The 12748-nt window shown below is 39.5% G+C and carries 13 protein-coding genes and 4 tRNA genes; all 17 read left to right on the forward strand.

The genetic code is table 11. The annotated features are described in order from the left end of the window. The first annotated feature begins 26 nt into the window (after positions 1-26). The gene (gene hemC / locus ASF86_RS18230) at positions 27-944 is read left to right on the forward strand and encodes a hydroxymethylbilane synthase (RefSeq protein ID WP_056484334.1); all 918 of its coding nucleotides are present in this window, start codon (positions 27-29) and stop codon (positions 942-944) included. Positions 945-947: 3 nt separating this feature from the next. After that, a complete protein-coding gene (locus ASF86_RS18235) occupies positions 948-1715 on the forward strand; it encodes a uroporphyrinogen-III synthase (RefSeq protein WP_056484313.1) in 768 nt (255 codons plus the stop codon). 8 nt (positions 1716-1723) lie between these two features. Then, complete coding sequence (locus tag ASF86_RS18240; protein ID WP_005037281.1) at positions 1724-2566, forward strand: hypothetical protein; 843 nt, start codon at positions 1724-1726, stop codon at positions 2564-2566. A gap of 9 nt (positions 2567-2575) precedes the next feature. Beyond that, the gene (locus tag ASF86_RS18245; protein ID WP_056484314.1) at positions 2576-3769 is read left to right on the forward strand and encodes a hypothetical protein; all 1194 of its coding nucleotides are present in this window, start codon (positions 2576-2578) and stop codon (positions 3767-3769) included. A 7-nt stretch (positions 3770-3776) separates the two neighbouring features. Continuing rightward, positions 3777-4217, forward strand: coding sequence for an acyl-CoA thioesterase (locus tag ASF86_RS18250; protein WP_056484315.1), 441 nt, complete (start codon positions 3777-3779; stop codon positions 4215-4217). Positions 4218-4411: 194 nt separating this feature from the next. Then, positions 4412-4738 carry an H-NS family nucleoid-associated regulatory protein gene (locus ASF86_RS18255; protein WP_003654486.1) on the forward strand — a complete coding sequence of 109 codons (327 nt, stop codon included), beginning with the start codon at positions 4412-4414 and terminating at the stop codon, positions 4736-4738. Positions 4739-5071: 333 nt separating this feature from the next. Continuing rightward, on the forward strand, positions 5072-5815 hold the full coding sequence (gspN, locus tag ASF86_RS18260) for a type II secretion system protein N (RefSeq protein ID WP_003654488.1): 744 nt from the start codon (positions 5072-5074) through the stop codon (positions 5813-5815). Positions 5816-5817: 2 nt separating this feature from the next. Further along, positions 5818-6654, forward strand: coding sequence for a type II secretion system protein N (locus ASF86_RS18265; protein WP_056484320.1), 837 nt, complete (start codon positions 5818-5820; stop codon positions 6652-6654). 41 nt (positions 6655-6695) lie between these two features. Further along, positions 6696-8972, forward strand: coding sequence for a type II secretion system secretin GspD (gene gspD / locus ASF86_RS18270; protein ID WP_017391171.1), 2277 nt, complete (start codon positions 6696-6698; stop codon positions 8970-8972). Positions 8973-9013: 41 nt separating this feature from the next. Beyond that, the gene (locus ASF86_RS18275; protein ID WP_056484323.1) at positions 9014-9643 is read left to right on the forward strand and encodes an FHA domain-containing protein; all 630 of its coding nucleotides are present in this window, start codon (positions 9014-9016) and stop codon (positions 9641-9643) included. Between the two features lie 65 nt (positions 9644-9708). Further along, positions 9709-10377: a phosphoglycolate phosphatase gene (locus ASF86_RS18280; protein WP_056484326.1), complete on the forward strand. Its 669-nt coding sequence runs from the start codon at positions 9709-9711 to the stop codon at positions 10375-10377. A gap of 109 nt (positions 10378-10486) precedes the next feature. After that, positions 10487-11980: an anthranilate synthase component I gene (gene trpE / locus ASF86_RS18285; protein WP_005037269.1), complete on the forward strand. Its 1494-nt coding sequence runs from the start codon at positions 10487-10489 to the stop codon at positions 11978-11980. A 98-nt stretch (positions 11981-12078) separates the two neighbouring features. Then, positions 12079-12154: transfer RNA gene (locus ASF86_RS18290), tRNA-Thr, on the forward strand. Between the two features lie 53 nt (positions 12155-12207). Then, positions 12208-12291 (forward strand) — tRNA-Tyr (locus tag ASF86_RS18295). Positions 12292-12328: 37 nt separating this feature from the next. Continuing rightward, a tRNA-Gly gene (locus tag ASF86_RS18300) sits at positions 12329-12404 on the forward strand. Between the two features lie 13 nt (positions 12405-12417). Then, positions 12418-12492 (forward strand) — tRNA-Thr (locus ASF86_RS18305). Between the two features lie 146 nt (positions 12493-12638). Beyond that, positions 12639-12748, forward strand: a 110-nt coding sequence (locus ASF86_RS19515) for a GTP-binding protein (RefSeq protein WP_017396676.1), incomplete at its 3' end; no start/stop codon positions are given.

Below are 12748 nucleotides of genomic sequence, written 5' to 3' on the forward strand. Positions count from 1 at the left end.
TGTTTGACCAGCCCATGCTTGAATTTATGAAAACCTTGAAAATTGCTACACGACAAAGCCCACTTGCTCTTTGGCAGGCAGAATATATTCGTGCCCGATTACAGGAGCTTCACCCGGATTTAACGGTGGAGTTGGTTAAGTTTGTCACGCAGGGCGATAAAATCTTAGATACGCCTTTAGCAAAAATTGGTGGGAAAGGGCTGTTTGTTAAAGAGTTAGAAGCAGCACTTTTAGATGGGCGTGCAGATTTAGCCGTACATTCAATGAAAGATGTCCCGATGGCTTTGCCAGAAGGTTTAACCTTGGCGGTAATTTGTGAACGTGAAGATCCATTAGATGCTTTCGTTTCAAATCAATTTGAAAAATTTGCTGACCTACCTCAAGGTGCAAAAGTTGGTACATCAAGTTTACGTCGTAAATCTCAGATTTTAAAACAACGCCCTGATTTGCAAATTATTGATTTGCGTGGAAATGTTGGAACACGTTTAGGGAAGCTAGATGATGGTCAATATGACGCGATTATTTTGGCCAGTGCTGGTTTGAAGCGTTTAGGGCTGTCAGAACGTATTCGTCATTGTTTAGCCCCAGACATTAGTTTGCCTGCTGTGGGTCAAGGTGCATTGGGTTTAGAATGCCGTGCAGCTGACAGCGAAGTATTAGCTTTAATTCAACCGTTATTACACCAAGAAACAGATGTTTGTGTGCGTGCTGAGCGTGCCTTTAATGCTTATCTTGAAGGCGGTTGTCAGGTCCCAATTGCAGGTTATGCCACACTACAAAATGGACAAATCCATATTGAAGGTCGTGTCGGAAGTGCTGATGGTCAAACATTATTACGTGCTGAACTGACAGATGAAGCCAGCAATGCTCAGCAATTGGGTGAAAACCTTGCTCGAAACTTACTTGATCAAGGTGCTGGTGAGCTATTAAAGGCTCTCTACTAAGCTATGTTGTTTATTAATACTCGACCTGATTCTCGGGCTGCAGAATTAACAGAAGTTTTGCAAAATGAAGGTTATCAGGTTGAGTCTTTACCTCTTTTAGAACTCGTTGCTATACCCTTTTCCGAACATTTACTTCAGCTTTATCAAAAATTAGTTAAAGCACAAGCTATAGTTGTAGTGAGCCCAACAGCCGTTGATGTGGGGATGAAGTATTTACTGCAAAGCGGTTTAAAGCTTAGTGATTTAAAACATATTCAGTGGATTGCCGTTGGGCAGTCAACGGCCAATTGTCTAAATGAATATGGAATAGAAGCACATATTCCAGATGTTGAAACCTCTGAGGGGATGTTAAATCTACCTATTCTCCATAATATGAAGCAAGCTGGTAGCGTCGCTTTTTGGCGAGGAGAAGGTGGGCGTCAATTTATGATGGAGACCTTGCAACAGCAAGGAATTCAGATTTTAAATTTTGTTTTATATCATCGGCAGTGTCCAGAAACCTCATATTCCACATTCAAACATCTGACACAGAATTCAAATTATAATTTAAACAAATGGCTGGTCTTAATTACCAGTGAGGCGAGCTGGAAGTATTGGTTAGAGCTTTGTTCAAAAAATAATGTACAACCTGATTGTGTATATTTGGTTTTAGGGCCACGTCTTTTTCAAATTGTTAAAGAATATCGCGATCAGCAACAGGCTCATTTTCACATTATTCAACTTGAAAATTTATCGCCTTCGGGGATGATTCATCACATTCAGGCATTATAAGGATTCGTATGAGAAAACTTGTTTCTATCATCATTTTACTGGGCATGGCTTGGTTGGCTAAGCTTAGTTACGATATGTGGCAAATTTCCCGTACTGTTCCCGAGCTTAAGCAAAGTCTGCTTCAATCAGAACAACACTATGCCAATCTAAATGATCAATTGGTTGCTTTACAACGACAATTACAGAATCAACCTGTAAATACAGGGAATAAACTGAGTCCGGCCGGCCATTTAGAAGTCCCGCCGATGGGTATTGCCCCTACAGTTTTAATAAAACAAAAGTTGGATTTAATTCAATTTGCAATTGATCAGCAACAATTGATTTACGCAGTTGATCAATTAAACCAGTTACAGCAATCTCTTCTACACTATGAAATTGCCCCTGCATTGCAACATAGCTTGAACCAATCGCTTGAGCAGGATAAACAGGCGGTTCAGCAATTCACATTGGCCCAAAATCAACGCCATCAATTGATTGACGATTTATTACAGACAATTGATAAGAATATTCAGCAAGCCTTAGCTCAGCCTAAACTTGAGATGGATCAATCCGAGTCTGTGTCTTGGTGGAAAAAATGGTTCCGTATAGAAAAAGTAGAAACGCCGTCTATTAATTTAATGAATCGAAGTGTAGTGCTCAAAGAAGTGCAATTAAGATTATTAATTGCTGAACAGGCACTCAATGAAGGGAAAATGACAGAGTACCAAAACGAGTTGCAATCTGTGATGCAAAAGCTAGATGAAATGCCTGATGCAACGAGTCAGCAGTTAAAAAAACGTATTGCTAAAGTGGCACATTTATCGGTAGTGCCTGTTCCTAAATTATCTACACTTGGTCTAATTGGCTCATAAGGAGGAGATATGAAACACCTCCTGTCGGTTTATTTCGTAATTAGCTTAATACTCTTTGCAGCTTTAGCTTTATTTAGTTATGGCTATGGAATGGGGTATGTCTATATCTACTGGCGACAATTGCAGTTGCAAACAAATGTCTGGGGATTAACCCTTGCTTTTGTGGTAGTGAGTTTTATTGCTCAACTCATATGGCTTTGGATTAAACGTTATTCCTCTCGTGAGCAAAGAAAAAGTGAAAACATCTTCCAGTTTAAAAACCTTCATCCCTATGAACAATTAGGTATTGTTTGGTTATTAGAGGCTGCCGAAGACCAACGTGTATTTATTGAACGTGTTTTTACTCAATCAGGACTTCTAAAAAATATTATTGATGCCAAGTTTCTGGTTTTAAGTGGAGACTATCCAAAAGCATTGGCTGCTTTAGATCAATCACCACCCATGGCATTTGAATTGGCAGAGTTAGAGCGAATCGAAATCTTTTTAGCCCAAAATGAATCTGACCGTGCATTAACTCATCTTGAGTTTTTATACCAGCATCAGTTATCGCCTTGGCTTGAGGAAATAGAAACAGCCTACCAGCAAAGATTAACGGCGTTATGGGGGCAATTAGCGCTGCAACATCCATGGGTATATTTACGGTCAATGAAGTATGGATTATTAGATGCTGAACACCGTGATTTATGGTTGCAGCAACTTCTTCAGCAATTTGATCAAGCTTCTATTGATGACCTGCATGCCTTGCAACAACGTTATCTAGATTTGGAGTCTGAGATCCAAACTCGACCTTATAGCAGTAAGTTGTTATGGCTCAAACTATTAGCACGTATGCCTGATATGAGCATGCAGCATGCAGCCTTAACACTACATTTATTAAAAGAGCAGTTTGATCCAGAAGTGTTTTACCTGTGGTTTCAGCAACAATTGCTTAAACAGGTTCCAGACTATGCTGATGTCGAAGAAAAAATTATTGAGCTTGAAAATCAATATATGAATTTGCCAGTTTTAACTTTTGCAAAATGGCATGTCTATATGGCAACTGGACGTCAAGCAGAGGCTGAAACATTATTAACATTATATCCAGATAATATTTTAATGAGCTATTTGCGTATTAAGTCTACCCTTAAAGAAGATGAAGTGTTAATCAATCAGTTAAACCTAATCTTTGAAAATGATGCGAATTTTTTAAAATTTAAAATATGAGGTAAAAATGAAAGAACTGTCTGTCTACCCGATAATATATGAACAGAAAGTAGCGTGGGGAGATATGGACGCTTTTGGTCATGTCAATAATGTACAATATTATCGATATATTGAAAGCTCACGTATTTTATATATGGAAGCGATAAATATATTAACCCCACAATTATATACCGTTGTCGCTTCAAGCCAATGCAAATACTTAAAGCCCGTTTTTTATCCCGATGTATTGAAAGTTGGTGTTCGCGTGGAAGAGCTCCGTAATAGTGCATTCCGTATGGCTTATATATTATGGAGCGAAACACAACAACAAATCGTAGCTACGGGTGAAGCTGTTATGGTATGCCTAGATAAATTAACAGAACGAAAATGTGAAATACCTCAAGAGATAAAACAAAAAATTATTGAGCTAGAAAAAACTGTTGGACATGACTTAATACATTTATCTTAAATAAATATTAATAAAATATATGTCATTTATAATTGATAATGTAATTAAAAGGTAATTTTTTTGATTATTCTGATGAACACGGCTTTCAAACTATTGCTTATTGAATAGATTATAAATAATATTGGTCTTGATTTTATGTTTTTAAATTTTGTCTGTATTATTTTGAATTGTCTGTAAGACTGGAGTGTTTATTAATGAAACCGGATATCAGTGAATTATCTGTTGAAGAGTTAAAACGTTTACAAGAAGAAGCTGAGGCTTTAATTGTAAGTAAAAAAGATCAAGCAATCGAAGATGCTTATAATCAAATTATCGAGATCGCTGAAAATGTAGGTTTTAGTGTTGAACAACTTCTTGAGTTTGGTGCTCAAAAACGTAAGAAAACAACACGTAAATCTGTTGAACCGCGTTACCGCAACAAAAACAATTCTGAAGAGACTTGGACTGGTCGTGGTAAACAACCACGCTGGTTAGTTGCTGAAATTGAAAAAGGCGCAAAACTTGAAGATTTCTTAATCTAATCGTATTGCTGATCTAAAAAGCCAGGCAAATTTGCCTGGTTTTTTTATGCATGAAAATATTTAAAATTTTGCTATAAATATTATTTAAGAATTTGAGTGTTTAAATTCATCTTTAAATAGATTGTTGAGATCAAATGTACATTTAGTAAGTTGATTAGCCAGTTTTCATGATTTTGTCATACGTTCAACTTATAGTCTTAATACAGAAGCCAAGCCTGATTGCTTGGTTTTTTTATATGAAGTGAATTGGCGATGTTGAAAAAGTATGCATAATGTCAGACTAGGGAGCTACTCTCAAAATAAGGACGATAATTTGCATGTTGGTAAGGCTGAATGAAGAAAAAGTCTAAGCAGTGGAAGTGGTGGTTATTTGCCCTCATTGCATTTTTAATTTTTATTATTTTACAGATCCCAGCGACGTGGCTTATTTCTAAATTTTCAAAGAATAATCAAACTCTACACAATGTAAGTGGAAATATCTGGCAGGGCCAAGCAGATTGGCGGCGCGGTACTTTGAGAGGCTCGATTCATTGGAAAACTAGACCTCTTGACCTGTTTTTATTAAGGTTCGCGGCTGATGTGGATATCCATAGTGGAAATACCCAATTATCTGGGGTAATGGCCTATGGTGTTGGTAAAAAAGTACTTGTTAGAGCAATGAATGGTCAAATTGCGCCTGAAACATTAAAACAAATTGTGAACTGGCAATGGCCTGTGAACAGTATCCAGTTAAAAGATATTGATTTTAATTATAAAAAAGAGCAAGGTTTCGCTGCAGTTGATGGTCAATTGCATTGGGGTGGTGGTGCTTTAATTTATAATATTGGTGACCGTCAAGACCGGATGAATATGCCTTCTTTAAATGGGCAATTAACGGATCAAAATGGCCAATTACAGGTTGATATACGTGATCAACGCAGTCAAAAAATGGCAAATCTTCTATTAGATGCCAATATGATGCTTGATGTGCAGCTTACACAAAGATTATTACTGAATATTCCGTCTTATGATGGAAAAGCTGGTTTAGATACTTTTGTCATTAGTTCTCGTCAACCCTTAATACAAGGGAGTAACTAATAATGAAAGTATGGATTGAAAAATTACAGCAACTACAATGGCAAAAATTAGATCGGTTAAGTGTTGTCGTATTTGCCTTTTTAATTTTATGGCTGTGTTGGAAATTAGCTTCATTATTTTGGTGGGTCATTGCACCTCCCCAAATGATGCAATTCGATCGGGTAGAGTTAGGATCACAGCAGCCGCAAATTCCTAACATTAGTACTTTTTCGATTTTTAATGAACCTTCAGCCAATGCAGCTCAGGAAAATGTCAACCTAGAATTGCAGGGTGTGATGGTGGGCTATCCGAACCGTTTTTCCTCAGCGGTTATTAAGCTTGATAATACTGCTGACCGATATCGGGTGGGGGAAACAATAGGCTCTACATCTTATCAGTTGGCAGAAGTTTATTGGGATCACGTTATATTGCATCAAGGTAATGGCAGTACTCGTGAACTTCAGTTCAAAGGTTTGCCAAACGGTTTATATCAGCCCATGACGCCAGATGCCTCACAACCGGCTGCTACAGCGTCTCAACCGTCGGCACCTGTTAATACGACTCAAGAAGCGCTTGGACAAGCTATTCAGCAAATGCAAGGGAACCGTGAACAATATCTACGTGATATGGGTGTAAGCGGTAACTCAAGTGAAGGTTTTGAAGTTACAGAACGTACACCCACTGCGCTTCGAAATAAGTTAGGTTTAAGGCCGGGTGACCGGATTGTTTCTTTAAATGGTCAAACGGTTGGGCAAGGACAAACGGATGTGCAGTTACTTGAACAAGCTCGTCGAGCTGGGCAAGTGAAAATAGAAATAAAACGTGGTGATCAAGTGATGACCATACAACAAAATTTTTAGTGATAACACGTCACCATAAGAGTTAGGAATTATCGCAAGTTATGGCTTTATTGAATCATCAACGTCCACTTTGGGCATTACTTGCAGCAGCCCCATTGATTGCGACAGTGAGCAGCAGCGTCTATGCCCAGACATGGAAGATCAATTTACGTGATGCTGACTTAACTGCATTTATTAATGAAGTTGCAGATATCACGGGGAAAAACTTTGCAGTAGATCCGCGAGTGCGTGGCAATGTCACAGTAATATCGAATAAACCACTCAATAAAGATGAAGTTTATGATCTGTTTCTTGGGGTCTTAAATGTAAATGGGGTGGTGGCAATTCCTTCTGGGAATACCATCAAATTGGTGCCAGATAGCAATGTGAAAAATTCGGGAATTCCTTACGATTCTAGAAATAGGCTGCGTGGTGATCAAATCGTCACTCGAGTCATTTGGCTTGAAAATACCAATCCAAATGACTTAATTCCAGCACTTCGCCCTTTAATGCCGCAATTTGCACATATGGCTGCGATAGCAGGGACTAATGCGCTGATTGTTTCGGACCGAGCTGCGAATATTTACCAACTTGAAAATATCATTCGTAACCTTGATGGTACGGGACAAAATGATATTGAGGCAATAAGCCTCCAATCGAGCCAAGCAGAAGAAATCATTACTCAACTTGAGGCAATGAGCGCAACGGGTGCTTCGAAAGATTTTAGTGGCGCACGTATTCGCATTATTGCAGACAACCGAACGAATCGTATTTTGGTAAAGGGTGACCCTGAAACGCGTAAACGCATTCGCCACATGATTGAAATGCTTGATGTGCCTTCAGCAGATCGTTTAGGGGGCTTAAAAGTTTTTCGACTGAAATATGCAAGTGCAAAAAACTTATCTGAGATTTTACAAGGTCTCGTAACAGGACAGGCTGTTTCTTCGTCAAATAGTAATAATGGTTCTTCTAACTCGTCGAATCCGATCAATAATTTGATGGGTAATAACCAGAATTCCAGCTCAAATACATCTGGTTCAAATGGTAGCTCAATTTCTACTCCATCTATTAACCTAAATGGTAATTCAAATAACAACAATCAAAACAGTATCTCTAGCTTTAGCCAAAATGGTGTGAGCATTATCGCGGATAATGCCCAAAACTCGTTAGTGGTTAAGGCTGATCCACAATTAATGCGTGAAATTGAATCTGCTATCCAGCAACTCGATGTTCGTCGTCAGCAAGTTTTAATTGAAGCTGCCATTATTGAAGTTTCAGGGGATGATGCAGATCAACTCGGAATTCAATGGGCGCTAGGTGATCTATCTAGTGGAATAGGCTTGCTTAGCTTCAGTAATGTGGGTGCAAGTTTATCTTCTATTGCTGCTGGTTATTTGTCTGGTGGTTCGGCTGGAGCGGCATCCGCTATTGCTGGTGGTGCCAATAAAGGTAATGGTGCAACTTTTGCTGTAGGTAATTTTGAGAATTCCCGTAAGGCTTATGGTGCATTAATTCAAGCCCTCAAAGCTAACACCAAATCAAATTTACTTTCGACACCATCCATTGTGACTATGGATAATGAAGAGGCTTATATTGTTGTAGGTCAGAACGTTCCATTTGTAACAGGGTCGGTCACTACGAATAGTACAGGTATCAATCCATACACAACTGTTGAACGAAAAGATGTCGGGGTGACATTAAAAGTTGTTCCACATATCGGTGAAGGTGGTACGGTTCGTCTCGAAGTTGAGCAAGAGGTTTCGAATGTTCAGACCAGTAAAGGTCAGGCAGCCGATTTAATTACTAATAAACGTGCTATTAAAACTGCTGTATTGGCCGAGCATGGACAAACAGTTGTTTTAGGTGGCTTGGTGTCTGATGATGTTGAGCTTAGTCGTCAAGGTATTCCTGGGTTAAGCAGCATTCCATACCTAGGTAGGTTATTCCGTTCAGACAGCAGAAGTAATACGAAGCGTAATCTTCTTGTCTTTATTCATCCAACAATTGTGGGTGATGCGAATGATGTGCGCCGTTTGTCTCAGCAGCGCTATAATCAGCTTTATAGCTTGCAATTGGCGATGGATCAAAATGGCAATTTTGCCAAACTGCCTGAGCAGGTTGATGATGTCTATAATCAAAAGATGACACTGCCAAGTGTTACCTCTCAGCCAAAAAATTATCAACAGGTTCCTTCAGGTGGCAAAAGCTCGACAGTAACCACACCCGTAGCGGTAGAACCTGCGGTTCGAAAGCAAACCTTACAGTTGCCTGAGCCTGAAATTAATCGTACTAAAAATACAGTAACAACAACGACACTGCGTCCAAGCACAGCGCCGTAGTAGCATGTTATGATTGATAAAAAGTGAAATAGGACATACGCATGACTTGGAAATTACAAGCAATTACTGGCGAAATTACTGGCCAAGAAATTAGTATTGATCGTGATATGTTGGTGGGGCGCCATCAAGATGCTGATGTGTTGTTACAAGCTGCTGAAATTTCACGTCGCCACGCTGCATTGCTTTTAAAAGATCAATTGCTATGGGTGCAAGACCTTAATTCATCGAATGGCACATTCATAAACGATATTCGTATTGAGCAAGAAAAACAGCTGCATGATGGTGATATTGTTCAATTTGCGAGCTTTAAATTTTCTGTATTAGCGCCTGTGCAGGAAATAGACGATTTGCCTGAAATTGAAGTAGAGCCTGTAAATACGGCCCCATCGCAAGATTTAAGTGATCAAGGAATGCCGAGTCTTACAGAGCGTGCTGCTGAAATAGAAGTCAGTCGCGATGGTATGCCGCAAAATATCTCTATTCCAAAACCTGCACCGATCCCGGAAGGTGTAGATGTTAATGTACAACCACAACAGACACCTGTTGCCTTTGATGAGCCTGTTTCTCGTGTTGCTGAAGAAAAAGAGCAACAGAAGAATGCTTCAGTTGGTTTGATCACTATTATTATTTTAGTAATCTTAGCTTTATTGGCATGGTTATTCTTTAAATAATTCGTTGGTGCTTTTACAATCAAGGCATGCTAAACGCATGCCTTTTTAATTTTGAGTATAAGAAGATGTCTGTTGCACAACTAAATAAGCGCGATTTAATTTTATTTGACCTAGATGGAACGTTAGTTGACTCTGCAGCTGATTTATATCGATCCATGAATTTAAGTTTACAAGCGCTAAGTTGGCCATTGGTAACTGAAGCACAAATACGAGAATGGGTGGGTAAAGGAGCTTCAAAACTTTGTGAAAGTGTTTTGCTTCATATATTTGGAAAATTAGACACCGAACAACATAAAGTTTTATTACAAAAATTTGTAGATGTATACGGTGCAGAGCTTTGTGTAAATACTCAAATTTATCCTGGAGTAACTGAGTTTTTAAAGCATTGTAAAACTTTGAATATACATATGGCATGTGTTACCAATAAGCCTGTGCAACTTGCTCAAGGATTACTGGATGCATTGGAACTCTCTTCTTATTTTCAAGTTGTACTTGGGGGAGATAGTTTGCCAGAGAGAAAACCACATCCATTGCCTTTGTTGCATTGTATGCAAAGTTTAAAGATATCTGCTTCGCACGCGCTAATGATTGGCGATTCAAGTAATGATATTGAGGCTGCACGGCGCGCGGGAATTGATTGTATTGTGGTTAGCTATGGCTATAATCATGGAGAAAATATCTATGATTGCCAACCTCAGCAAGTGGTTGATAGTTTGGCTGAGTTAATTATCTAATGAGTGAAATGGAGATCAGCATGAATAAGCGTATGGTTTTTCGATGGCGTGTCTAAATCGAAACTAGAAAAACACCGTTTTAAATCGAAACCATATTAGAGAAAAATTCATGACTACATTAGCGCAATTTGAACAACTTAAGGCATCAGGTTACAACACGATTCCTGTTTATCGCCAGCGTTTAGCAGACACGGAAACACCTTTATCTGTTTTTGCTCGTTTTAAGGACCAAAAACAAGCTTATTTATTTGAGTCGGTTGAAGGTGGTGAAAACTGGGCGCGCTATTCCATGATCGGTTTAGGCGAATCGACAGTTTTTTCATGTAATGCAGGGGTCTTGTCTATACAGCATGCTGATGGTTCGATTACACAAGAAGATTGCCTAGATCCATTTCAATATATTCGTGAATTTCAGAAGCAATTTACAGTGCCACCAGCTGAGCTTCTGCCAGCATTACCAAGTTTTACTGGTGGGCTAGTTGGTTATTTGGGCTATGATGCAGTTCGTTATATTGAGCCGCGCTTAAAGAATGTACCTGCCGCTGATCCAATTGCTTTACCAGACTTGTGGTTGATGCTTTCAAAAACAGTCATTGTTTTCGATAACCTTAAAGATACTTTATTTCTAATTGTCCATGCTGATACAACGCAGCCAGATGCTTATGAAGATGCTCAGCAAAAGTTAGATCAATTAGAGCAGTTATTAGCTACACCAGTGAGTTTGCAAGCTAAGCCGCATACACCGCCTCATTTTGAATCGATTACGGGTAAGGCTAAGTTTCTTGAAACAATCGAGAAGGTAAAAGAATACATTAGAGCGGGCGATGTTATGCAGGTTGTTCCGGGCCAGCGTATGGTTTCGGATTTTGATGGTGAGGCTTTGCAAGTTTACCGTGCTTTACGTCATTTAAATCCTTCGCCATATTTGTTTTTGGTGCAGGGTCAAACAATTACAGATAACAAACCATTCCATATTGTAGGATCATCACCAGAAATTCTTTCTCGACTAGAAAATGGTATTGCGACAGTCCGCCCACTTGCAGGTACAAGACCGCGTGGAAAAACTAAAGAAGAAGACATCGCTTTAGAAAAAGATTTACTTTCTGATGAAAAAGAAATAGCAGAGCATTTAATGTTGATTGACCTTGGTCGAAATGATGTTGGTCGAGTTTCTAAAATTGGTAAGGTCAAAGTTACTGATCAAATGGTGATTGAGCGCTATTCGCATGTCATGCACATTGTTTCAAATGTGCAGGGTGAAGTTCGTGATGATATCGATGCCTTAGATGTATTTAAAGCAACTTTCCCAGCAGGTACTTTATCTGGCGCACCGAAAATTCGTGCAATGGAAATCATTGATGAAGTTGAGCCTGTTAAGCGAGGCGTTTTCGGCGGGGCAGTGGGGTATTTAGGATGGCATGGTGAAATGGACATGTCGATTGCAATCCGTACGTGTGTTATCCGCGATAAAAAAGTGTATGTGCAGGCTGGAGCAGGGCTGGTTGCGGACTCAAATCCTGAATCAGAATGGAATGAAACACAAATAAAAGCTCGCGCAGTGATCAAAGCGGTTGAATTATCATCAAACGGATTGATTTTATGAGTTTTTAGCGATTTTTTTAAAAAAACCACTTGCATCGTTTGGAAGTTTTGCTAAACTGCACACCGTTCCGATACGAAACGTACGAAACACTAAGAAGCGCCGGCATAGCTCAGTTGGTAGAGCAACTGACTTGTAATCAGTAGGTCCACAGTTCGAATCCGTGTGCCGGCACCATCTAAAAGTGTGAAGTTGTTAAGTGAAGAATAACACTGAAATAAGTGTGAAGTGGTGAGATTCCCGAGCGGTCAAAGGGGGCGGACTGTAACTCCGCTACGAAAGTTTCGAAGGTTCGAATCCTTCTCTCACCACCATTAACTTCGATTGAAGTGCTAAGTATACCAGCATCGTGCGGGAGTAGCTCAGTTGGTAGAGCGGCAGCCTTCCAAGCTGCATGTCGCGAGTTCGACCCTCGTCTCCCGCTCCATCGAAGGATAATCGCTCTTATAGCTCAGTGGTAGAGCACTCCCTTGGTAAGGGAGAGGTCTCGAGTTCAAATCTCGATAAGAGCTCCAGATACAGTTTAGTAGATTTTCTACAAAGATTTAAAAAGCAGGCTTATTAGTCTGCTTTTCAAGTATTGGGTGTTTGATTTTTTAGGCGATATGTCGATGCTGGGTCTTACTCAGAATTGTGTTCGACGTAAACGAGGACTATAAACATGGCTAAGGCTAAGTTTGAACGTAATAAGCCACACGTAAACGTGGGCACAATCGGTCACGTTGACCATGGTAAAACAACTTTAACTGCTGCGATTGCAACTATTTGTGC

The sequence above is a fragment of the Acinetobacter sp. Leaf130 genome (assembly GCF_001423205.1).
In the GTDB taxonomy this organism is placed as follows: Bacteria; Pseudomonadota; Gammaproteobacteria; order Pseudomonadales; family Moraxellaceae; genus Acinetobacter; species Acinetobacter calcoaceticus.

What these genes read in the sequence shown, in the direction of transcription:
- hemC (WP_056484334.1), top strand. Translation starts at nt 27, where the DNA reads ATGAAAACCTTGAAAATTGCTACACGACAAAGCCCACTTGCTCTTTGG.
- ASF86_RS18235 (WP_056484313.1), top strand. Translation starts at nt 948, where the DNA reads ATGTTGTTTATTAATACTCGACCTGATTCTCGGGCTGCAGAATTAACA.
- ASF86_RS18240 (WP_005037281.1), top strand. Translation starts at nt 1,724, where the DNA reads ATGAGAAAACTTGTTTCTATCATCATTTTACTGGGCATGGCTTGGTTG.
- ASF86_RS18245 (WP_056484314.1), top strand. Translation starts at nt 2,576, where the DNA reads ATGAAACACCTCCTGTCGGTTTATTTCGTAATTAGCTTAATACTCTTT.
- ASF86_RS18250 (WP_056484315.1), top strand. Translation starts at nt 3,777, where the DNA reads ATGAAAGAACTGTCTGTCTACCCGATAATATATGAACAGAAAGTAGCG.
- ASF86_RS18255 (WP_003654486.1), top strand. Translation starts at nt 4,412, where the DNA reads ATGAAACCGGATATCAGTGAATTATCTGTTGAAGAGTTAAAACGTTTA.
- gspN (WP_003654488.1), top strand. Translation starts at nt 5,072, where the DNA reads ATGAAGAAAAAGTCTAAGCAGTGGAAGTGGTGGTTATTTGCCCTCATT.
- ASF86_RS18265 (WP_056484320.1), top strand. Translation starts at nt 5,818, where the DNA reads ATGAAAGTATGGATTGAAAAATTACAGCAACTACAATGGCAAAAATTA.
- gspD (WP_017391171.1), top strand. Translation starts at nt 6,696, where the DNA reads ATGGCTTTATTGAATCATCAACGTCCACTTTGGGCATTACTTGCAGCA.
- ASF86_RS18275 (WP_056484323.1), top strand. Translation starts at nt 9,014, where the DNA reads ATGACTTGGAAATTACAAGCAATTACTGGCGAAATTACTGGCCAAGAA.
- ASF86_RS18280 (WP_056484326.1), top strand. Translation starts at nt 9,709, where the DNA reads ATGTCTGTTGCACAACTAAATAAGCGCGATTTAATTTTATTTGACCTA.
- trpE (WP_005037269.1), top strand. Translation starts at nt 10,487, where the DNA reads ATGACTACATTAGCGCAATTTGAACAACTTAAGGCATCAGGTTACAAC.